The organism is Moraxella sp. CTOTU47579 (assembly GCF_032004885.1).
Lineage (GTDB): Bacteria > Pseudomonadota > Gammaproteobacteria > Pseudomonadales > Moraxellaceae > Faucicola > Faucicola tetraodonis.
Window position 1 is genome coordinate 147,941 of record NZ_DALZOJ010000006.1, and the last position, 23,192, is coordinate 171,132.

Genomic DNA, 23,192 nt, shown 5'->3' on the forward strand with positions numbered 1-23,192 from the left:
TTTTTTAAGATTACTTCTAACATTATAAAATGCCGTAATTCACCATGGCTTTAGCAATCTTGTTAAAACCTGCTAGATTGGCGCCTTTTTTATAATCAATCCTCCCATCCGCTTGTTTGCCATGGTTAAAACAATCATCATGGATATTTTTCATGATGGTTTTTAATTGCTCATCAAGCACTGCAGAGGTTGCGTATTGACGTACCGAGTTTTGTGACATCTCAAGACCTGATAACGCAACGCCACCGGCATTCGAGGCTTTTCCCGGCGCATAGATGACGCCATTACTTTGGAAGATGGCGATGGCATCGGCATCACTGGGCATGTTGGCACCCTCTGCCACGTATTTCACGCCATGATTGACCAGATTTTGCGCATCTTGCCCATTGATTTCGTTTTGGGTGGCGCAAGGTAGGGCAATATCGGCTTTGATATGCCATGGGCGGCTACCGTCGATCCATTCTGCGTCATCACTGGTGCTGACGAAGTCTTTTAAACGTTTGTCTTGCGCTTTATAAGTTTTGAGCGCTTCAATTTGCTCTAAGCTAAAGCCATGCTTGAGATGTAAGGTGCCTTTTGAGTCTGATAATGTCAGTACCTGCGCGCCAAGCTCAATACATTTTTGTGCCGCATGTAACGATACATTGCCCGCACCTGAGATTAGAGCAGTCTTAGCCATCAAGCCGTCATGATGGGCTTCTAGCATGTTTTGTAAAAAATACACAAGACCAAACCCCGTTGCCTCGGTACGAATCAAGCTACCACCTTGTCCCACCGTCTTACCGGTTAATACCCCGGTAAACTCACGATTAAGCGTCTTATACATGGCGAACATATAATTAATTTCGCGGCCACCGACACCGATATCACCCGCAGGTACATCTATATCTGCACCAATATAGGGCGCTAATTCGCGCATAAAGGCATAGCAAAATCGACGGATTTCGGCGTCTGATTTATCTTTTGGGTCAAAATCTGAACCGCCTTTACCCCCACCCATGGGTAGACCGGTCAATGCGTTTTTAAAGACTTGTTCAAACCCTAAAAATTTTAGTACCGAAAGATTCACACTGGAATGAAAACGGATACCGCCTTTGTAAGGACCTAATGCATTGTTAAATTGCACACGCCAACCGCGGTTGACTTGAACATTGCCTTGGTCATCTTCCCAGTTGATACGAAATTGAATAACACGGTCAGGGTTGGTTAAGCGGTCAAATAGATTAAGGTGTTGATAAACAGTAGATTGGTCATAAACCGCTGCGATATCTTCCCAGAATTCTTCGACCGCTTGGATAAACTCTGGCTCATTGCTATGACACTGCTTTAAAATGCTTAATAACTCACTGCTTTTCATACCACTCCTCAATGCTTTAACTTCATAAAAATAGTGCAAAAACACTATTTTGGTGAATTTATAGTAACTTAGCACTGTCATAGTAATTTGTAAAACTATTTCTCTGTACCTCTTTGGCACGGTTTTGGCACGGTGGGTTGCCGAAAACTAGACATGGGTGTTTGTGAGCAAGTTAACCTGCAACTGGATTTAATAGCTGACAAAGCCTGATTTGTCCTTTAAAATTGTTAATTTTTAGCAAGGTTTAGCGGCTTTGGTTAGCCGCTAATGCGTATTTGACCTAAGGCAAACTTATGCACATTCATATTCTTGGTATTTGTGGTACCTTCATGGGTTCGTTGGCGCTGCTTGCGCGTGACCTTGGACATACCGTGACAGGCTCGGACGCCAATGTCTATCCACCAATGTCCACCCAGCTTGAAAATGCGGGTGTTGAGATTATACAAGGGTATGCCGCTAGTCATTTACAACCTGCACCTGATTTGGTGATTGTCGGCAATGCCATGAAGCGCGGTATCGAAGCGGTTGAATATATGCTCAATGAGCGTATTCCTTATACCTCAGGACCGCAGTTTTTGGCAGAGCAGGTATTGCAATACCGTCATGTATTAGCCGTCGCAGGCACGCATGGCAAAACCACCACTACCACCATGCTGGCGTGGATTTTACACTATGCAGGCATTGATGCCGGCTTTTTGATTGGTGGCGTGCCACTGGTTGATACCCCAGATGAACGCCTAAAAAAAGCGTTTGCCCACAGTAGTTATTTGGGTAGTGATACAACTGCGGATCATGAAGGTTACTTTGTCATCGAAGCGGATGAGTATGACAGTGCTTTTTTTGATAAACGCTCTAAGTTTGTTCACTATCGCCCAACCACCGCAATTTTAAACAACCTTGAATACGACCACGCCGATATCTTCCCTAACCTTGCCGCCATCCAAACCCAGTTCCATCACATGGTACGCATGATACCGTCAAATGGCAAAATCATCATGCCAGCAGATACCGAAAGCTTGGAAGAAACCCTTAAAAAAGGCTGTTGGACACCGATTTGGCGGACAGCGCTTGCTAGCACTAATCCCCACGCCGATTGGCAAGCCAAGCTAGTGAAACAAGACGGAAGCCAATATGAAGTCATGTTTGATGGTCACAAAGGACAAGTCCATTGGCAGATGAGCGGGCTACATAGCGTCAATAATGGCTTAGTGGCAATTGCGGCAGCCTACAATATTGGCGTATCGGTTGCACAAGCCTGTGAAGCCTTATCCAATTTTGCTGGCATCAAACGCCGTATGGAGCTGGTCGGCACAATCGATAACCACGGCAAACATATAGAAGTTTATGACGACTTTGCCCACCACCCAACCGCCATTGAAACCACGCTCGATGGTGCCAAAAAACGTTTTGCGGATAACCCAAAGCGTAAAATTTGGGCAGTGATTGAACCGCGTTCAAATACCATGAAACTCGGTACCCACCAAGGTTTGCTTGCGCCATCAGCGAGTATCGCCGACCAAGTCATTTGGTATCAACCTGCCAATCTAGATTGGTCAGTTGCCGATGCGATTGGCAATGCTGCCAACCAACAAGTGATGACATCGACCGATGCGATTATTAAGCATATTGCAGCGCACATTGGCGATGACGATGCGGTGATTGTAATGTCAAATGGCGGCTTTGAAGGCATTCATGGTCGACTGGTGAAGGCACTGCAGCAAGGCTAACTGTTTTAACCTTGTAAATTTGCTAGCAAAAATCGTGATTTTTTAGCATACTCATGATTACTTGTACAAATATTAGGTTACACAATGCTTACCCGAGTCATTTTTAATCAAAAAGGCGGTGTTGGTAAATCCAGCATTGCTGTCAACCTTGCCGCGATGAGTGCCCATCAAGGTTTGCGTACCTTACTCATCGACCTTGATCCCCAGTGCAACGCAACCCAATATATCATCGGCGATGATGCCACAGACATTCATCCCGCGCATATCACAGAACCCAATATTGAAAATTTCTTTTCGCAAACCCTGCAAGCGACGTCTAGCCCCATGCCGATGATGTTTGCATTTCCGTTTGGCGGTATGGCGGGTAGTCGCAATCAAGGGTTGGAGCATTGCATTCACACCACCCGATTTGATAATTTATCACTGATTCCAGCCAGCCCCATGCTTGCCGATATTTTGCAGCCCCTTGAAAGCAAACATAAAATTTATAAATTAAAAGACGGCTTAAACCTTTTAAGTCAGCAGTTTGATCGGGTGTACATTGATACACCACCGGCGTTTAACTTTTTTACTTTGTCGGCATTGATCGCAGCTGATCGTGTCATTGTCCCGTTTGATTGTGATATTTTCTCCAAACGCGCGCTGCAAACCTTGGTGCAAAATATCTTAGAGACGCGCCAAGACCATAATAGTGACTTGTTAATTGAAGGTATTATCGTCAATCAGTTTGACCCACGCGCCAATCTACCCAAAGAAGTGGTACAAACGTTGGTCAATGAAGGCTATCCTATGTATGAGACCAAACTTAGCCCTTCAATTATCATGAAACAATCCCACCATCAAAGTTTGCCGCTGATTTATTTGGACGCTAAACATAAACTCACCCAGCAGTATGCTGCGCTTTATCAAGAAATCGAATCCAGATAACGGAACTTACAATTAATCGTCTCTACTGACATAGCATTACATTAAATAAAAAATCCTCTTAATACTTCAAAGAGAACTTACATAATTAACAAACCAACATTTTAACTGCTGGTAGCTTGTCTATAAAATACCAGTCATCAGAGAGGCAGTTATTAGTTAAAACCATAAATATAACAATTTAGCGCTGTAACGCCTGCCAATCGATTAGGTAAAAAAATAAGTTAAAAATTACACAGGTTAAAAAATTAGGAGTGTTAAAATGAGCTTTATTTATATGATTATCATGGGTCTTATCGTTGGTGTTATCGCCCGTGCTATCAAGCCAGGTGCGGACGCAATGGGCTGGATTCTTACTATTGTATTGGGTATCATTGGTGCGTTAGTAGGCGGTTTCTTAGCAGGTATGCTAGGTATGAATGCCAATGGTGGCTTTACTGGTCTAATTTTCTCAGTCATTGGTGCTATTATTGTGCTATTCGTCTATGAGTTAGCCACTGGTAAACGCCGTATTGGTTAATACTGTATTAGTTAACTATGCAATCAATTTAGAATATCTATTTAAAAAAGGCATTTAATTTAAATGCCTTTTTTATTGGCTAAAATTTTCTGAACGCATGGTATCTAACACTTGGCATTTTGGCTTTAATTTTTTTCAGTTTAATTTTTTTGCCCTCATTGTCTTACTAAGTTTGGAATCTCCGCTTAGAATAATGCTATATTGTTGACTTGGTTTTTAGCACCAGATACCTACTAGACCCCTATTAGACACTAATGAGATACTAAGGTAAACGCTTTCATGGAACAACTTGTCAATTTTCAAACGCAAAATGGCGTTTTAGAAATCCAATTTAATCGTGCTGATAAAAAAAATGCCCTAACCAATGCCATGTACCAAGCCGTACAAACCGCGATGGAACAGGCAAAAAGTGACGATAATATTCGAGTGATTTTATTTACGTCAACGGGGGATTTTTTTACCGCAGGTAATGATCTTGTCGATTTTTTAAACAAAGCTGAAAACGACGATGCTGAGCTTAATGCGTTAGATTTTGTGCAGTTTTTGGGCGATTATCCCAAACCCATCGTGGCAGCGGTGACAGGCTCAGGCGTTGGCATTGGCTTGACGCTGCTACTTCATTGTGATTTGGTGTATATCGTAGAAAACGCTAAATTATTGGCCCCATTTGTGGATTTATCGTTGGTGCCAGAAGCAGGTTCGACCCTTTTACTGACGCAAAAAATTGGTTATCAGCGTGCCTTTGAGGTGTTTGTAATGGGTGAAAAAATTACAGGTAAACAGGCGGTTGAATTGGGCTTAGCCAACCAAGCTTTTGCTAATAGTGATGAGGTACTAAGCACGGCGCGCCAAAAAGCAGAAATACTTGCCAAAAAATCGGTGTCATCGGTACGACAAACCAAAGACTTGATGCGTAATGCCACAGAAATCCTAGCGCGTATCCAACAAGAAAATGTTCACTTTAGTAACCGTCTGCAGACGGATGAAGTCAAAGCGATACTGCGCAAATTTGTCCATAAACAATAAGGCAAAAGAGAACACTAATGCAAAAAAGCCTTTTAACTAGCAAATTAAAAGGCTTTTGTTTAACCCAACTTATTAGCCAATTTATTAGATAGCCATTATTTGGCTACCACAAACTGTTCAATTTGCGCACGCACCAAATTTGCATCATTATCAAGCACAGTCACATACTGCGCCAAGCTTTCGATATTATCGGTATGCTTGGGGCGGGGAATGTCAAGTTGACCGACAGCTTCGGTGATGGTCTCGGCAAATTTGGCTGGCAAGGCGGTTTCGGCGCAGACAATGACCTCACCCTTTTTGCGTACTTCACGAGCCACTTTTATCCCATCAGCGGTGTGCGGGTCAATGAGCTGATTGTCTTCGGCATACACTTGTTTGATTGTGGCGATACGGTCGGCATGGGTTGATTTACCCGATGCAAAGCCATATTTGCCATTGATGTTTGCCATCAAATCCGACATATCAAAGCCTTTACCTGCGTTGACATCCTGCCAAAGCGTATGGATTTTTTCGCCATTTTTCTCAGCGAGCAGGTACACAAAACGCTCAAAATTTGACGCTTTTGAAATATCCATCGATGGACTTGATGTCACATAAGTCTTGTCAGCGGTACGGGGGCTATATTTACCAGTAGTAAAAAAGTCGTGCAGAACGTCGTTTTCGTTGGTGGCGACGATTAAACGGTCGATGGGTAATCCCATTTCACGGGCAATATGTCCCGCGCAGATATTACCAAAGTTACCCGATGGCACGCAGAAACTCACCTTTTCGCTATTGTCGGTAGTGCTGGCAAAATAACCTTTAAAATAGTAGACGATTTGCGCGAGGATACGACCCCAGTTAATGGAGTTGACAGTCCCAAGGCTGTATTTGGCTTTAAACTCAGCATCTTGCTGCAGGGCTTTTACGATGTCTTGGCAGTCATCGAACATACCTTTGATGGCGATGTTATGGATATTTTTGTCATCGAGGCTATACATTTGTGCGCGCTGGAACTCACTCATTTTGCCATGGGGTGACATCATGAACACTTCGATATTGTCTTTGCCGCGCAGCGCATATTCAGCAGCTGAGCCTGTATCACCTGATGTGGCGCCGATGATGGTCAGACGCTCATTTTTTTTCTTTAACACATATTCAAAAGCATTGCCCAAAAACTGCATGGCGATGTCTTTAAATGCCAGTGTGGGACCATTTGATAACTCGATGATTTTGATGCCATCTTTGAGTGTACGAACAGGGGTGATATCAGGATTGCCAAATGCCTGCACGGTGTAAGTTTTATCAATCAGTGTTTTTAAATCGTCTTTTGGGATATCGGTGGCAAATAATTGCATGATTTCAAAGGCAAGCTCAGTGTAGCTTAAAGTGCGCCATTGGGTGAGGGTTGCTTCATCAATCTGTGGGTATTCTTCAGGTAGCATTAAGCCGCCGTCTGGGGCAAGTCCCATCAGTAACACATCACTAAATTGCATAGGGGCTGTTTTGCCACGGGTGCTGATATAGTTCATCTTTCCATCCATTTAATCAATTTCATGCAGTTTAGCATAAACCTAGCATTGCGATGAATGCCAATTTTTTAGCCACGTTTTTGCAGTAAGGCATAATAAAAACCATCGCCATCGTTTTGATGAAGCGGCAAGCATTGATAACCGATGTCCCGTTTGATTTGGTTGGATAAATTAAGGCTAAAATCCACGATTTGCGCCGCTTTGTGTGTGGCTAAAAACGCTTGTAATTGGTCTTCATTCTCTGCTTTTAACATCGAGCAAGTGATATAGAGTAGATAGCCGTTAGTAGCTAAATTATGCCAACAGTTGGCTAAAATATTCGCTTGTAACGCGGCAGTCTGCCCCACATCTTCTTCAGTACGTAGCAATGCAATATCAGGATGGCGGCGAATCACCCCCGTTGCAGTGCAAGGTGCATCAAGCACTATCACATCAAATTGGGTATGTGCTTGAAACGTTGCAGCATCCTCACACACCAATTGTACATTTTCTTGGTTTAACTGCAAACGCTCAAAATTTTGGCTCACCCGTTGTAAACGTTTTTCATCATTGTCCAAAGCGATTACATGCGCGATATTTTGATGTTTCACGTGAAACGTTTTTGACTGATCAAGCTCCAATAAATGCGCCAGTTTACCTCCCGGCGCAGTGCAAGCATCTAGTAACCTCAAAGATTTATCCAAGGCGAGGCTTGCCAAAATATGTGCTGATAACTGGGCGTGTTTGTCTTGCACACTGACCCATCCTTCGGCAAATTTAGGCAAATCAGTGATTCTTATAGCGTCAGTGAGTTGAATGGTTTGCACTTTCTCAATGCCAATGAACACTAGGGCAAAACCGATGCCTTGTTGGGTTAATATATCGGCATAATCCTCTACACTACAAAATTTGCGATTGACGCGTAAGAATATGGGCGCAGGTTGGCGAAGCGCTTGCCCAAGCTCGGCATAGTATTCACCCCAATCCTGTTTGAGCTGTTTGGCAAGCCAATTTGGTAGACTGTGGTTTTTCTCAATTTTTTTGGCAAATTTGGCAGGGTTTTTTTGCACCTTTCGCAGTATGGCATTGATAAGTCCAGCACCGTAACCTTTATCGAGTTGTTTGACTGCTTCGACCGTTTCACCAATTGCCGCGTAATCTGGCGTGTCCATATACAGCAGTTGGTACAGTCCGATATTGAGGGCTGCCCATACGCCTTTGTCAGTGACTTCATGCTCAATCAAGCTTTCACCAATACGAGCGAGTGCCCACCATTGACGCAGCGTGCCAAGCAATAATTCATGGGCAAAGCCTTTGTCTTTTTCGCTCACTTGGTTGAGTAGTGGGTCAAGCAAGCTAGCCAATGACTCACCTTGTTGGATACGCTCAAGGGTGGCGACAACTTTGGCGCGAGTGTTAAGCTGAGAATGTAATTGGGTCATGATGTGCCTAATTGGTTATGAGTGAAAAATATCACCATCGTTGAGTTTATCTCCATTGGCAATTTGCTCAGCGGTTAACGGCTTACCCCCTGGCCACTGCATTTGGGTGATATTAATCAGATGTTGCACACTCTGATGTTGGTGGTTGGTCGCGTTTTTGCCACAGGCGACCAAAATTGCATTACGACCCACACTGACGATTTTACCTGCAGGTTCATGGGTTTGTTGGTCAAGTTTAATGGGTGCTGCTTCTATTATTTTGATACGCTGATTGGGGTCTTTATGTTCATCAAGATAGGTAAAGGCATTTAACGCACGGATTTGACGCTGAATACTGATGGCATCATTTTGCCAGTTAATTTCACCCTCTGCCGTGGTGATTTTCTCGGCATAATTAGCTAAAGCGTCGTCTTGTTTTTCGGCTTTTTGTTGATAGTTTTCTAAATCAGACAGCACCGTCACAATGGCTTCACCGCCTAATTTGGCTAATTTATCATGCAATAGTTGGGTGGTATCTGTGTCAGTGATGGGGCATTCTATTTTATACAGCATATCGCCCGTATCTAGTCCCTGCGCCATTTGCATAATGGTAATACCTGTAGTGTCGTCACCTGCTAAAATCGCACGCTGAATGGGCGCTGCACCGCGCCAGCGTGGCAATAATGAGCCATGAATATTGATACAGCCAAATTTTGGGGTATGTAGCACGCCAAGCGGTAAAATCAACCCATAGGCCGCCACCACCATGATATCGGGTCGATAGTTTTTGAGTGTTTCACGTGAAACACTCCCATTGGCTGATTTTAAGCTAAAGCTTTCAGGTTGTTCTACCGCAATGTTATTTGCCAAGGCAAGTGCTTTGACGGGCGATGCACTAATTTTTTGCCCACGACCAGATTTGCGGTCAGGTTGTGTATAGACTGCCACAACGTCAATATTAAGGGCTTTTTGGTGACTGATGAGCGCTTGTAAGGCGACTTTAGCAAATTCGGGCGTACCAGCAAATACGACCCTAAGCGGGGTTTGAGACATGATAAATTTCGTCTTAAATACAATAAATTTCTGCTATTATAATATGAATTGGCACAATACTTAAATCTAGCATTGTGATGATGGGTTTTTTTCTTTTACCTTCATTGACCGTTTTCTTTATTGGGTATATCACGCTGTGTCAAACCAGTTTTCTCTCTACAATCGCCCGGCAGCTCGGCGACTCATCGTAACCTTAGTGGCTATCGAACTGATACTGATAGTGGCAGGTTATGGGTTGCTAGGTTTTTATGCGTTGCAGCAGCAACAGCAGCTCGGTGAAAGTTGCCTCGTTGAGCTGGTTGATAAACTCAATCATAAAATTAGCCATCATGAGTACGATTGGAGCCAAGTCACTTTAGATCACCATGCGGTGATTAAAAATTATCAGTTGATTATCGTTGAGCCGACGGGTGCTACTACCGTTGTCAAAAACAACCATGACGATTTTTCTGTCCCCTTACCCAATTGGACGCTATCTAACAAACAAAGCAATAAAATATTTTATGATGATCGTGGCTTTGAAGTTTGGCAGAATCTGGCAGCGGGTTACCGCTTATATGTTAAAGTACAATACTTCCCGCTTTGGCGTAATTTTGCTAACCCTATCTATTTGCTGCCGCTGCTACTAGGGCTTTGCCTATTTTTATATATGATGATTCAGCTGCGAAAAGTTTATGATGTTTGGGATAAATTTCTCGATAATGCCCAAAATTTGCAATTGCAAATTAGTCAAGGTTATCAGCCTGCCAAGCTTCATGAGTTTCGTGACCACCCTGAATTACGCTATTTATCTCAGCTGTTTAATCGTCATGCTTATAAGATGGGGCAATATTATGATAAGGTTCGCGAGTTAACCTATCGACAAAATATTTTGATTGATACTTCACCAATTTTGCTATTTATCATGAGCAGAAATGGTCGGATTGTGTACTTTAATCATAAATTTTCACAAGTGTTTTATACCCCGTTTCAACCGGGGTCGATGTATATTCTCAGTGACTTTATCACCGGTGCCAATAAAACCACGCAGCAGTTACTAAATTCGCTCGAGAATATTCAGACTTATGCGACCTTACCCGTGACCAATCTACAGCGAAATCTGTATTTTGATTTACGCATTACCCCGTATTATAACCGTTTCGGTCAACTACAAGGTTATAGCTGTGGCTTACAAGATACCACCGATTATCACGATAAGCTGCAAAAAGCGTGGGTCGAGGATAAATTTACTACTGATAAACTAACCAATTTTAATAAAATGTGGGCGGTAGTGGGGCATGAATTGCGTACTCCACTTAGTGGTCTAGTCGGCATGATAGATCTACTTGCTGAAGATAAAGCACAGTTTAATAGCGAGCAACAAGAAACCATCGCCACGCTACAACAATCTAGCTATACTATGATTCAACTGCTCAATGATATGCTTGATGTGGCCAAATTAGACGCAGGCAGGCTACAAACCAATGTCACGTCTATTGATCTCTTGCAGTTACTACGCCAAACCACTGGACTGATGGTTGGTAACGCCCGACGTCAAAAAATTAGTCTGTATATTTTTGTGGACCCATTTACCCCACGTTTTATTGATTGTGATGAAGGCAAATTACGGCAAATTATTTTAAACTTATTGACCAATGCGGTAAAATTTACCAAAGAGGGCTACGTGGCTATCACGGTTGATAAAACCGATAGCCGTCACCCATTAATCGCGGCTAAAACCAGCCAAAATATGACTGTCAGCAAAGATTGGTTAAAAATAACGGTAAAAGATACCGGTTTAGGTATTAGCGAAAAAGACCAACAAAAATTATTTTCCTACTTTGAACAAGCCAATGATTCCATTAGTCGGCAGTTTGGCGGTACAGGACTTGGTTTAGCTATTTCCAATAGTTTTTCACATTTATTGGGTGGCTTTATTCATTTAGAAAGTCAATTTGGTCAAGGCAGCGAATTCCAACTATTTTTACCGATTCCAAAGTTTAGTCTGCAACCTGTTTACCAACATAAAACCAGGAATTTAAGGGTAACACTCATTCTTATCTCGCCATTTTCTATCTTTGAGCGAGCGAATAAAGTTTTAAGTTATGTGGAATTATCGCACCATATCTTCACAACTATTGATGAAACCGTTATCAATACGATTAATAACCTTAATTTGCAAGGCTTGGTTCCTGTCTTTGTGATTGATGATGCAGCACTCAAAGCCAATAACCACTTATTAGATAATATTCATTTTTATAATGATGCGATTAAAATTATTTTAAGTATTGAATCACCTAAAACTCTGCCACCCGAGCTGCAATTACAATTTGATGGGTATTTGCAAAAACCTGCGTCTTTAAGCCTGTTGATTGCTGAGGTGAATCATCTATATGCGTTAAAAATCAAAAAAGAAAAAACCAATACCCATCTGCCCGTACAACTGGCCTTTAAGCAATTTTTGCAGCAGTACCCCAATCCCTCTAATTCTAGCGTTAACGTAGCATCCGTAACGCCCCCCGTTAATAACCCTAATCTGTTATTGGATGGACCAATTCAAGTGGTTGATGAGGGCCACACCAATCTTGAGAGCCCAAACGATGCGCATTCTTCTAGCCAAAAATTGATATTGATAGCAGAAGACAACCCGGTTAATCAAAAAATTGCCAAAAAGCATTTGGAAGCCTTGGGTTATCGCTATCTTGTAGCATCCGATGGCGAGCAAGCAGTTAAGTTACTCAGTGAAAATCGTCAGCAAATCGGCCTTGTGTTGATGGACTGTCGCATGCCAATTCTAGATGGTATTGAAGCGACGCGTATTATTCGCCTCAATAAAGATAGTGTGCCGATTGTTGCCTTAACCGCCAATGATTCTGATGATGATAAGAATATCTGTTTAGAAGCGGGGATGGACAGTTTTTTGACCAAACCCATCAACAAGCAAAAACTCATCGAAGCCATCAATCATTACATGGTCTGAGACAATAAAAAAGACCAGGTTAACTTGGTCTTTTTTTGTTTGAAGTAAAACGTTATGAGGGTCGAGTTTTAAAAGTAAATTGGTTGGTGGTTTTTTGCCCATCATTATAAACCAGTTGGTAACTGACTTGGTAGCCAGTATTGGGTTTAAGCGGTAAATCTGGGATGAAGATGACTTCATTTTTACTTAATAGTTTATTGGGGTCAGAGAGGCTTGTGAGCGTATGTATCATGCCTATCGACGTACCATTTTGCGTTATTGCGGCTGTCGCCTCAGCGATAGTTTTATCAAAAGGTGCTAACACATATACAGGTTGTCCAGTCGGATGGTCTTTTAAATCTCGGGTTGTACCAAATGGGTTCGGGGTTTCATCTCTGAGTTCATAGTCAGTAGTAACCCCATCACAAGGGAAATTCAAAAGCTTGGTATTTTCTATATATTTTTGGCTGAAAGGTAACGCAGATACGATTTCTAATAGACTTGTATGATTAATTTCATTATTGGCGGTCCATTTGACTAATTGATAGCTTAATCCTACCTCAGTAAATTGCGGATAAACTAAACTGCGCAGGTGATAAGGTGCAGCAAATAAATGATATAACATGGCTTCGACTTTGGCAGTGTCATCTATCGTATAACTACTATCCTTAGTGGAGAAGTTTGATAACGAAATATTCTCACCTTGCGCTTGATAATCGTAATGAGTGCTAACTGCTTTTTTACCCAAGGTAGAGGGATTTAGTCTAGTGGCTAAATCAATACCTGAATAATAGGGGTTGGTAATCCCTGTATCTAATAAACCCGTTTCAACTCGCTCTTCATGACTTGCAAATGGCTGTTTATTTGTTTCAGTTACCGATGCCATATAGCTAGCATGATTCATTGCTGTAAGGTTAAGATTCTGATTGGCTGTTAGACTACCAAAGCCACACTGACTGCGATTTTCATTCAACAACTTTATCGCAGCCAATTCTACTGTGCTATTAGTTGTAGAGTTAGGAATAGGGGTTGGGGAAGTGGTTGATGATGGGGTTAATGAGCTATCGCTGTTACCGCTTCCCCCGCCGCCACAAGCGGTTAATAAAGTCGCTAACAATGTTAACATAATAGCACGGTTGAAGAAATTATTTGATAGCAGCATGTCCATTTAAACTCCCTATAACCTTAACCTCACGTTTCAATATGTATCATGACAGATTGATTTGATTGAGTTATTGTTACACTTTTTTCGAGAAAAAAGAAGTTCAATTTTTCACCATACTCAAAATTTTTCGTCAATTGCTGACAAATTTATGCTTTGCGATTAGCAACTGGCTATTTGTTATTTTTAACTACCAATATCATTTAGCCACCAATATCCCTTAACGGGCGACCTTTGTAGCCGTTACAGTAATCACACCCTGTTTAGTCCCTAAACCCCCAAATTTGACAATTTTTGTTCAGCTAAAAGTTTGGCAGGGGATATATCGGTGTTATTTGCTAAATCCATTTTGTTGTAGGAAATTTAAGGTAATGCCTTCATGATTAGAATTTGACATGGTGTCTGGTGTTGACACAAGAAGTTTTTCTAAATATCTGGCTACCACATCCACCTCGATGTTAACTTTTGTTGCCACTTTCCAATGTCTGGCTATGTTGGTGACGTGCGCTGTATGCGGGATGATATTTAAACTAATCACATTACCTTCCACCAAATTACTGGTCAGGCTAATACCATCGATCGTTACAGAACCCTTGGTAGCGACATATTTGGTAAACTCGCTTGGAATCTCAATCTCTATATAAATCGAGCGCGAATCATTTTTTATAAGTTTAACCGTACCCGTGGTATCAACATGACCGGTGACAATGTGTCCGCCAAATCGTGTAGTAGGCAACATGGCTTTTTCAAGGTTTAATACATCGCCAACTTGCCATTGTTGCATCGCTGTTTTATTGAGTGTTTCACGTGAAACATCAACGGCGTACCAGTCTTTACCTTGTTCTATAACAGTGAGACAAATCCCGTTACTTGCAATCGAGTCACCCAATTTGACATCAGCAAAATCCAAATAGTCAGATTGAACTTTTAAGCGTACATCACCCTGTGTTGGCGTAATGGCAACGATTTTTCCAGTCGCTTCAATAATACCTGTGAACATTGTTTATCCTATTTATTTATGATATCAATGCATTTTAATGTACTTTTACAACTATCACAAACATAAAATATTATTTAGAATAATTAAATTATAATTGCTGCTCAACTCCAATTCAAATCGAGCATCAAGCGTTCAAAAAATTAACATGATAGAGGTAGCTTTTGGTGGATAACTTACCATCATAGACTACTTATGACCTTGTTTATTACTTATCCACTGGTCTTAATTGTGATAGATTACGGGTGTTTTGTGCTATGTTTCATGTGAAACACCGCTTATAGTCTAGTATTGCAGTAAAACATAGCTTTAATGACTGTTTCATGTGAAACACTTATCCACAAAGAAAATCTACTTTTAACGCTTTCATTAAATTTAGCTAACAATGTGGATAAGTTTTAAAAAGCGAAAAATATAATAATTTAACTATTTATTTTCAGCGAGATTTATCCAACCCATTATGTGGATTTACTTATCAAAACGATAGGTTAATTTGATATCAGTTCCCATTGTTTCATGTGAAACTAACGAAGCGATAATTTGCTGGTGGATATGCTGTGCATTAAAGTTAATCATGGGCTTAGCACTGTTACCCAAAAAGCATGGCGCTTGATACACGACTAATTCATCTACCAGACCTTGTTTTAAGAAACTAGCAGCGACCGTTGCACCTGCTTCAACTAGCACATCGTTAATTTGGTAATTGTCTTTTAAAGTGTTGAGTAGTGTGGTTAAACTCATAGTTGAATCTTGGATAAGCAAAACGGGGCGCTTGTTGATTTGACTTTGATACCATGCATCCGTCATTTGGATGCGTTGACGACGGTCAAGCACTACCAATAGCGGCTGTGGTATATCGTCTAAATTTACCCCTAATTGCTGACTACGGATATTTAGCGCAGGATGGTCTTGCAGGATGGTTTCGCTACCCGTGATAATCGCCCCTGCTTGCGCTCGTAAACGCTGTACATCCTCGCGTGATTGGTCGCTGGTTATCCATTTTGACTGACCATTTGCCATCGCGGTGCGTCCATCCAGACTTGTCGCTATCTTTAAGCGCACAAAAGGCAAGCCGCCACGCATGACCTTAAAAAAGCCTTCATTTAATTGATAAGCCGCTTGCTCACAAATACCGGTAATGACTTCGATACCTGCCTGCTGCAGTTTGGCAATACCACCACCATCGACTTTAGGATTAGGATCGACAACAGCAATCACCACACGGCTAATACCCGCTTGGATTAGCGCATCAGCACAGGGCGGGGTACGTCCATGATGGCTACAAGGTTCAAGCGTGACATACGCTATTGCCCCTTGCAAATGCTTAGCATAACGCTCATACGCTTGGCGAAGGGCAAACACTTCGGCGTGGGGTTGTCCTGCTTGATAGTGAAAACCTTCGCCAATGATTTGATTATCTTTGACAATGACACAGCCGACATTAGGATTGGGACGGGTGGTGAAACGTCCTTTTTTAGCCAACTCAATGGCGCGTGACATGTAGTATTGGTGCTGATAGCGCTCAGCAGGTGATAAAGTTGCCGTCATAATAAAACTTAGGATTGTAGATGTTTGAGCTTGTGTGGGTGAGTCAAATCTTCGATACGTTGATTGATTTCTTGTTTATTGGCGTCAGTGGTGAGGTTTGACACCATGTGTTTGAAGGCTTCAATATCTTGAAAATCACGATACACGCTAGCAAATCGAACGTAGGCAACATCGTCAATTTGGCTCAGCTCTTTCATGACGATTTCACCTAAAATTTTACTTGGCACCTCACGCTCACCGAGCTGTCTGAGCTGTTTTTCAATGCGGCTAATCATGGCTTCAATGTTGTCGGTCGATATCGGACGTTTTTGTAACGGTAGCTGCACTGAGCGACGCAGTTTTTGTCCATCATACGGCTCGATACGACCATTGGATTTGATGATACGGGGCATTACTGCCTCAATGATTTCAAAGGTAGTAAATCGCTCTTGGCACGCGGTACACTGACGACGACGACGTACCTGCGCACCTTCTGCCGCGAGTCTTGAATCAATGACTTTGGTATCTTCAGCATTACAAAATGGACAGTGCATGCGATTTCCTAGCTAAGTTTAAAGCTTTTAATTTATTTGCCAATACAAAAACTGCCAAAAATCTTACCCAATAAATCATCGGCGGTAAATTCACCAGTGATTTCGTTGAGGCTAATCTGCGCTTGGCGTAGGCTTTCCGCCACCAATTCACCGGCATGAAACAAATGCAATTGCTCATCGGCTTCTCGTAGCGCCATTTGGGTACGGCGCAGCGCATCAAGATGGCGGGTTCGTGCAATTAAGCTATTTTCAGGGGGATGAAAACCGACTTTATCACAGATTTGATTGACCAATTCTTCAAGCCCTGTACCATATTTACAAGACACATAGACGGGGTGATAAATCTGCGCTTGTGATGAAAGTTGCTTGGGCAAATTTTGATGATTGTCGGATAAATCAATTTTGTTGGCAATCATTAATATCGAATTGGCATTGGGTAAGCTACCAAATAATTCCGTCGCCAATCGTAACGGCTCATGCTCACGGTGCGCATCATACACCATAAGCAGTAAATCAGCTTGGGTGATGGCTTGTCGTGCTCGCTCAATGCCCGCCTGTTCCACAATATCATCGGTGTGACGTAGCCCAGCGGTATCGGTCAAATTCAGCGTTAGACCATTTAACACAATGGTTTCTTGTAGGATATCACGGGTTGTCCCGGCAATATCGGTCACAATGGCACGCTCTTGCCCTGCTAAGCGATTGAGCAAGCTAGATTTTCCCGCATTGGGTCGCCCTGCAATCACAACTGAGACACCATCTCGCAGCAGCTGCCCTTGTTTGGCAGTGGCTAACACATTGTTTAATTGCTCACAAACTTGGCGTAATTGCTTGGCGATATGCTCATCTGCCAAAAAATCAACCCCTTCTTCATCGGGGAAATCAATAGCGGCTTCAACATACAGCCGTAGCTGAATTAACTGCTCAAGCAGCGCATTAATTTTTTGTGAAAACTCACCAGTCAACGAGCGCATGGCACTTTTTGCGGCAGCCACACTGGTGGCATCAATGGCATCAGCAATCGCTTCTGCTTGTACCAAATCAAGCTTATCATTATCAAAAGCCCGCGCCGAAAACTCGCCGGCTACCGCTTGATTTGCACCCAATTCAAATACACGGGTCAAAAGTTGCTGCTGCAAAATCATACCACCGTGACCTTGCAACTCAATCACATCTTCACCTGTAAAAGAATGGGGGGCAGGGAAATATAACACCAATCCCTCATCAATCACCGTATTATCACTATCATAAAATCGGCAAAAATGGGCAAATCGCGGTTTGAAAGCTTGACGACCTGTCAATGCCAAGGCAATTTGGTAACTGTTTGAACCTGATAAGCGTATCACACCAACTCCACCACGACCCATTGGAGTTGCAATGGCGGCAATGGTTGAAGTAAGCGCTGTCTGAGAGTTATTTAACATAATTTTTTACAATCTAACATTTCGGGTAGTCAGCATTGACTTAATACTGATATTTTAACATCCACTCACTGATTACAACATGATTATTTTTTGCCAATAAAAAACCCTTTAAACAACGGTTTAAAGGGTGGATAACTTACTGATTGATGGATTTACACCACGTTACGTGCTGCCTCTTTTGCTGCTTGCTCACGCTCAACTTTTTTATTGATAAAGTATTGCTGCGCCATACTAAACAAGTTGTTGACCGTCCAATACAGCACTAGACCCGCTGGGAAGAATAGCATAAACACGGTGAAAATAATCGGCATAAATTTCATCACACGGGCTTGCATAGGATCTTGCGGCTGTGGGTTTAGCATCTGCTGAAAAAACATCGCAGCGCCCATAATCAGTGGCAAGATAAACAATGGATCCATGGATGATAAGTCACGAATCCAACCAATCCAAGGGGCATGGCGTAATTGTACTGATTCAACCAGTACCCAATACAACGCCAAGAAAATCGGCATTTGCAGCAATACTGGTAAACAACCTGCCATTGGGTTGACTTTTTCTTCTTTGTAGATGCGCATCATCTCTTGTGACATACGCATACGGTCATCACCATATTCTTCTTTTAAGGCTTGCAACCTTGGGGCAACTGCGCGCATTTTTGCCATCGAGTGATAGCTTTTATTGGCGATTGGCATTAACGCGATTTTGACCAATAAAGTAAGTACAATAATTGACCAACCCCAGTTACCCAACACTTTATGTACATTATCCAAAATCCAAAATAGCACTTTTGAAATCGGCCATAAAATACCGTAATCAACAGTTTTATCTAACCCCTCTGCCAAAGGTTTTAAGTTGGTTTGAATTTTTGGACCGGCATACAAGGCAGACGTTAACGTCACTTGCTTGTTGGGAGCAACTGACACAGGGTTACTGGTAAACCCGATGATGTGATCTTTGCCAACTTCACGGCTATAAAAATTTGCTGTGTAATCCTTTGGCATCCAAGCGGTGACAAAATAGTGCTGTACCATGCCAATCCAGCCTTTATCACTGCTGGCTTTTAAACCCTCATTGAAATTACCAAACTTGAGTTTGTTATAAGGCTGATCTGGTGTACCCCATGCGCCCCCTAGGTAAGTCGATAGGCTAATTGCGCCTTTGTCACCTTTACCTGGGTCTTCGCTATTATCACGTTTTAACTGCGCATACATTTGTCCTTGCCAAGGCTGCGTGCCGTTATTGGTGATGTTATAGCTAACGTTGATAGGATATTGACCTTTGGTAAACTTATAGGATTTGATGATAGTTACACCATCTTTTTGATAAGTTAAAGGCACGACCAATTCGGCTTGATTAGGTTGCATGACAAATTGGTTACTAGGCGCGGTAAAAGTCGCACGGCCATTGCTATTATCAATACCATTGGCACCAATTAACCCTGACTGAGCCACATATACGCGATTACTATCTTCTTCAAGGAGTACAAACGGTTGGTTGCTATTTAATGTCTGGGTCTGCTCTCGAAGCGCCGCGTATACCACATCGCCACCCACTGGATTAATACGAAGATCATATTTGTCCGTCATCACGCTAATGAGCTGTGCGCCCGTTTTCTGGGTAGTGGGAGCAGCAGTTGGCGTGGTTGCCGTTGCCGCGGGAATATCACCCGTTGGCGTACCTGAAGCCCCCGCCACTGGCACATCATTGCTACTCACGGCTGTGGTTGTTGGGGTTATCGCCACGGGTTTATTTACATTGGTATAATCATCCCGCCATGCCAGAATCAGCAAATAACCCGTAATCAACATTGCGATAATAATCAATGTCCGTAAAATTTTTTGCATATATAGCTATCCTATCTAATGATATTGCTTAAAATCACTAGTTGCTAATAAAGTAAAAACAATTAAAAAATAGAAGACATTCTACTAAAAAAAAGTTAAAAAAGATATTCTATAAATAGTTGACTCGATTACGCTATTTGAGACTGGCGACAAATTTTTATAATTTAATTATCTACATCAATTAATGATAGTGGTAAGCATATACAAAAAAGTAAGACGGGCGTGTGTTAATATAATGATAGCGGTAGCGATATAATGGCTTAGGGACAAAATCAATCCCATGCCCACCCCAAGGATGGCAGCGCGCGATACGCTTGACTGTCAATATCCCACCCCGGTACCCCCCATGCAATCTTACCGCCTCTAAACCATAGCTAGAGCACGTTGGATAAAACCGGCAACGAGGTGCAAACCATGGGCTAATCAAACGCTGATAAAATATAATCATACCCAGCAAAAATTTTGCTAATAATTTATCCATGGATTAAGACCAGATTTTTTATCACCTTCATTTGAGTAAAGATATTACGAACTGCCCAAAAAATTAACTCCGTTTCAACTTTCTAATCTTATCGTTGATTAAGTTAAAGCCCATCGCTAATTGCTGCGCAATTGCTTCATTTGGCATGTCATCGGAAAACTGCTTGATAGTTAACAAAATATCAACTTGACCATTTAGCTGGTGCTGATGCAACCGAAAATGCTCTCGCGTTAATCGCTTAATACGATTACGCTCATGGGCACGTTTGACTTTCTTTTTAGTGATCGCAAGACCCAACCGATTTACTGCAGCTTGTCTTTGGGTATCGGCTAAAACCACTTTGACAAAGAACAATAAGTTAGGCTGATGAATTTTAAACATCACAACAGGCTGTGACTGATTTTCACCAGTTTTGGTATGGCGACCCGACATCGCTTTAAAATCTTTAGGCGTTAGCAGCCGCTGTGATTTATCAAATTTAAAAGGTTTGTCTGCCGTCATGAGGATAAGTCCAAATCAATACCAAAGCACCATTAAAATAAAAGCCAAAGCTATAAATATTTTATAGATAGGGTAAAAACAGGCTGAAATAATAGAGTAGGGGAGTATGCTAATCCTTAGTTACGAACGGACTTCTAGCATAACGATTAGTACAACAATAAAAAAAGCGATATAAGAAGTATATCGCTTTTTACTATAACCTGTTTTAATATCAACATTAAATCAAGTTAACAAAATAGACATTACACCGTTAAACGATGACGGCCTTTAGCACGACGACGAGCTAAAACTTGACGGCCATTTTTAGTAGCCATACGAGCACGGAAACCGTGAGTACGTTTACGTTTGATTACGCTTGGTTGGAAAGTGCGTTTCATGCGATTCACCTTGGCTAAATTTACGTGACATTTAACCGATAGCGGTTAAAATACAAAATTTCAAAACAGTTAATCTCGTATTATCCTTAATTTTAACCAATAGGTCAAGGATAACTAAGCTTACCGATTAATTTCTTTCTTAAAATTACTGGTACAACCAATTATTTTGCTTATCTAAAATAAAATTTTTGTATAACAAATACAACTTAGTAAAAAGTTATCCACAAAAAATTTTTTTATTATTATATATTAAATAAGTATTATTTATTATTATTAAGCACATCTATTTCAGTGGATATATAGTAAAATGATAATAAAAAACAATTATTTATAATGTTGATAAACCTGTATATAAATAGTTGATAGTTTGTTATTAACTTCCATTTTTAACTTATCAACAATTATATCCACATTATTATCCACAATAATTTTATTTGTAAAATAGCGGTTTTATGATACATTACACCAATTTTGAAGATGCTTGAATTAGGAAAGTGAAGTTATGGCGGATGCATTATGGCTTAAGTGCGTTGACGAATTAAAATATCAAGTACCTGATAATATTTTTACCATGTGGATTCGCCCATTATCCGCCTCAATGCATGACAACACGATGGTCGTCAATGTACCTAATCAATACTTTGCCAGCTATGTTGAAAAAAATCATTTAAGTCAAATTCAAACGATTTTACACCAGCTTGAGCCAACCCTACCAATTCATGTGCAGATTCAAATTGATAAGGGTAACGCAATCACTGATGCTGTCGGTACACAAGACCTTGGTGAGCAAAAAGTGACGCTGGTAAAAAATGAGCAGCAACGCTCTTTTCAGTATATCGATCCGCATTTTACGTTTGACCAATTTGTAACCGCAAAATCCAATCAAATCGCTTATAGTATTTGCCGAGAGACTGCCAACAATTTGGGTCAATCAAAAAATAATCCGCTGTTTATTTATGGCGCGACAGGTTTGGGAAAAACCCATTTGATGCAAGCAATTGCCCACGAGATTTTAAAGCAAGGCAAAAGTTTTTATTACTTCACGTCCGATAAATTTGTTAACCAGCTGGTGAATTCATTAAGAAAACAAAAAATCGATGAGTTTAAAGATAAAATAAAAAAAGCCGATTTATTGATTATTGATGATATTCATGTGATTGCGGGCAAGCAAAAAAGTAGCGAGCAGTTTTTGCTATTGCTCAATGATTTTATGAGCAAAAATAAACAAGTGATTTTGGCATCTGATAAACACCCGAGCGCACTGACTGATTTTGACGAACGTTTAAAGTCACGTTTGGCTTGGGGGGTAGCAGTAGCGCTAGAGCCGCCAGAGCTAGAAACCCGTATTCAAATTTTGCAAAAAAAATCCAAAGCGCAAGAGGTGAATTTGCCAAAAGAGTGCGCTATTTTTATTGCTCAGCATATCATCGCCAATGTGCGAGAGTTAGAAGGTGCGCTGAACAAAGTTTTAGCCATTTCCCGTCTGCTCAATCAGCCTATCCATTTAGAACTGGTACAAATGGCGTTAAAAGATTTGATTGCTATTCGTGTACAAGCGGTCAGTATGGATAATATTCGTAAAGTCGTTGCTGAGTTTTATGATATATCGGTCAAAGACCTGATGGGTAAAAAGCGTTTACGTCATATCGCTCGTCCGCGTCAGGTGGCTATGAGTTTAGCTCGTGAACTAACCAATAACAGCTTTACAGAAATTGGGCAGTCATTTGGTGGTCGCGACCATACTACGGTCATGCACGCCTGTGAGAAAGTACAAGAACTTTGTGTCAGCGATTTGATGTTTGACAAGGATTATCGCTCATTAAAATTAATGTTACAGACTTAGTATTTTGTTAACTCGATTAAAAAGAT

The 23,192-nt window shown here is 41.4% G+C and carries 19 protein-coding genes; 6 read left to right on the forward strand and 13 right to left on the reverse strand.

Annotation, left to right across the window (positions count from 1 at the left end; all coding sequences use genetic code 11):
- Nucleotides 1-22 precede the first annotated feature (22 nt).
- Nucleotides 23-1,357 carry an NADP-specific glutamate dehydrogenase gene (gene gdhA / locus RTP55_RS06265; RefSeq protein ID WP_312384989.1) on the reverse strand — a complete coding sequence of 445 codons (1,335 nt, stop codon included), beginning with the start codon at nt 1,355-1,357 and terminating at the stop codon, nt 23-25.
- 293 nt (nt 1,358-1,650) lie between these two features.
- On the opposite strand from gdhA, the gene mpl reads away from it, so the two are divergent.
- The 4 genes from mpl (at nt 1,651) to RTP55_RS06285 (ending at nt 5,554) form a co-directional block, all read left to right on the forward strand.
- Entirely contained in the window at nt 1,651-3,084 is a 1,434-nt protein-coding gene (gene mpl / locus RTP55_RS06270; protein WP_312384990.1) for a UDP-N-acetylmuramate:L-alanyl-gamma-D-glutamyl-meso-diaminopimelate ligase, read from the forward strand.
- Between the two features lie 84 nt (nt 3,085-3,168).
- Nucleotides 3,169-4,011, forward strand: a complete 843-nt coding sequence (locus tag RTP55_RS06275) for a ParA family protein (protein WP_312384991.1) — start codon at nt 3,169-3,171, stop codon at nt 4,009-4,011.
- 259 nt (nt 4,012-4,270) lie between these two features.
- Nucleotides 4,271-4,528, forward strand: coding sequence for a GlsB/YeaQ/YmgE family stress response membrane protein (locus RTP55_RS06280; protein ID WP_036601338.1), 258 nt, complete (start codon nt 4,271-4,273; stop codon nt 4,526-4,528).
- Between the two features lie 279 nt (nt 4,529-4,807).
- Complete coding sequence (locus tag RTP55_RS06285; protein WP_312384992.1) at nt 4,808-5,554, forward strand: enoyl-CoA hydratase-related protein; 747 nt, start codon at nt 4,808-4,810, stop codon at nt 5,552-5,554.
- A 95-nt stretch (nt 5,555-5,649) separates the two neighbouring features.
- On the opposite strand, the gene thrC is transcribed toward RTP55_RS06285, so the two are convergent.
- The 3 genes from thrC to fmt form a co-directional block, all read right to left on the reverse strand.
- Nucleotides 5,650-7,065 (reverse strand): threonine synthase, encoded by a 1,416-nt coding sequence (gene thrC, locus RTP55_RS06290; RefSeq protein ID WP_159375617.1) that lies wholly within the window; start codon nt 7,063-7,065, stop codon nt 5,650-5,652.
- Nucleotides 7,066-7,133: 68 nt separating this feature from the next.
- Nucleotides 7,134-8,486: a 16S rRNA (cytosine(967)-C(5))-methyltransferase RsmB gene (rsmB, locus tag RTP55_RS06295; protein WP_312384994.1), complete on the reverse strand. Its 1,353-nt coding sequence runs from the start codon at nt 8,484-8,486 to the stop codon at nt 7,134-7,136.
- Between the two features lie 15 nt (nt 8,487-8,501).
- Nucleotides 8,502-9,518: a methionyl-tRNA formyltransferase gene (fmt, locus tag RTP55_RS06300; protein WP_312384996.1), complete on the reverse strand. Its 1,017-nt coding sequence runs from the start codon at nt 9,516-9,518 to the stop codon at nt 8,502-8,504.
- Between the two features lie 136 nt (nt 9,519-9,654).
- Here fmt and RTP55_RS06305 point away from each other — a divergent pair, with 136 nt between their 5' ends.
- Nucleotides 9,655-12,477: a response regulator gene (locus RTP55_RS06305; RefSeq protein WP_312384997.1), complete on the forward strand. Its 2,823-nt coding sequence runs from the start codon at nt 9,655-9,657 to the stop codon at nt 12,475-12,477.
- Between the two features lie 52 nt (nt 12,478-12,529).
- On the opposite strand, the gene RTP55_RS06310 is transcribed toward RTP55_RS06305, so the two are convergent.
- The 9 genes from RTP55_RS06310 to rpmH form a co-directional block, all read right to left on the reverse strand.
- Nucleotides 12,530-13,582 carry a CAP domain-containing protein gene (locus RTP55_RS06310; protein WP_312384999.1) on the reverse strand — a complete coding sequence of 351 codons (1,053 nt, stop codon included), beginning with the start codon at nt 13,580-13,582 and terminating at the stop codon, nt 12,530-12,532.
- 367 nt (nt 13,583-13,949) lie between these two features.
- Nucleotides 13,950-14,618, reverse strand: a complete 669-nt coding sequence (locus tag RTP55_RS06315) for a riboflavin synthase (RefSeq protein ID WP_312385000.1) — start codon at nt 14,616-14,618, stop codon at nt 13,950-13,952.
- 465 nt (nt 14,619-15,083) lie between these two features.
- On the reverse strand, nt 15,084-16,163 hold the full coding sequence (gene ribD, locus RTP55_RS06320; RefSeq protein ID WP_312385002.1) for a bifunctional diaminohydroxyphosphoribosylaminopyrimidine deaminase/5-amino-6-(5-phosphoribosylamino)uracil reductase RibD: 1,080 nt from the start codon (nt 16,161-16,163) through the stop codon (nt 15,084-15,086).
- A gap of 8 nt (nt 16,164-16,171) precedes the next feature.
- Nucleotides 16,172-16,696, reverse strand: coding sequence for a transcriptional regulator NrdR (gene nrdR / locus RTP55_RS06325; RefSeq protein ID WP_036601355.1), 525 nt, complete (start codon nt 16,694-16,696; stop codon nt 16,172-16,174).
- 32 nt (nt 16,697-16,728) lie between these two features.
- The gene (gene mnmE, locus RTP55_RS06330; RefSeq protein ID WP_312385004.1) at nt 16,729-18,120 is read right to left on the reverse strand and encodes a tRNA uridine-5-carboxymethylaminomethyl(34) synthesis GTPase MnmE; all 1,392 of its coding nucleotides are present in this window, start codon (nt 18,118-18,120) and stop codon (nt 16,729-16,731) included.
- A gap of 152 nt (nt 18,121-18,272) precedes the next feature.
- Nucleotides 18,273-19,964, reverse strand: coding sequence for a membrane protein insertase YidC (gene yidC, locus RTP55_RS06335; protein WP_312385006.1), 1,692 nt, complete (start codon nt 19,962-19,964; stop codon nt 18,273-18,275).
- Between the two features lie 181 nt (nt 19,965-20,145).
- The gene (yidD, locus tag RTP55_RS06340; RefSeq protein WP_219331745.1) at nt 20,146-20,445 is read right to left on the reverse strand and encodes a membrane protein insertion efficiency factor YidD; all 300 of its coding nucleotides are present in this window, start codon (nt 20,443-20,445) and stop codon (nt 20,146-20,148) included.
- A gap of 63 nt (nt 20,446-20,508) precedes the next feature.
- A complete protein-coding gene (gene rnpA / locus RTP55_RS06345) occupies nt 20,509-20,946 on the reverse strand; it encodes a ribonuclease P protein component (protein ID WP_095356243.1) in 438 nt (145 codons plus the stop codon).
- A 242-nt stretch (nt 20,947-21,188) separates the two neighbouring features.
- Nucleotides 21,189-21,323 carry a 50S ribosomal protein L34 gene (gene rpmH, locus RTP55_RS06350; protein ID WP_050326012.1) on the reverse strand — a complete coding sequence of 45 codons (135 nt, stop codon included), beginning with the start codon at nt 21,321-21,323 and terminating at the stop codon, nt 21,189-21,191.
- 502 nt (nt 21,324-21,825) lie between these two features.
- Here rpmH and dnaA point away from each other — a divergent pair.
- Nucleotides 21,826-23,166 (forward strand): chromosomal replication initiator protein DnaA, encoded by a 1,341-nt coding sequence (dnaA, locus tag RTP55_RS06355; protein ID WP_312385009.1) that lies wholly within the window; start codon nt 21,826-21,828, stop codon nt 23,164-23,166.
- Nucleotides 23,167-23,192 lie beyond the last annotated feature (26 nt).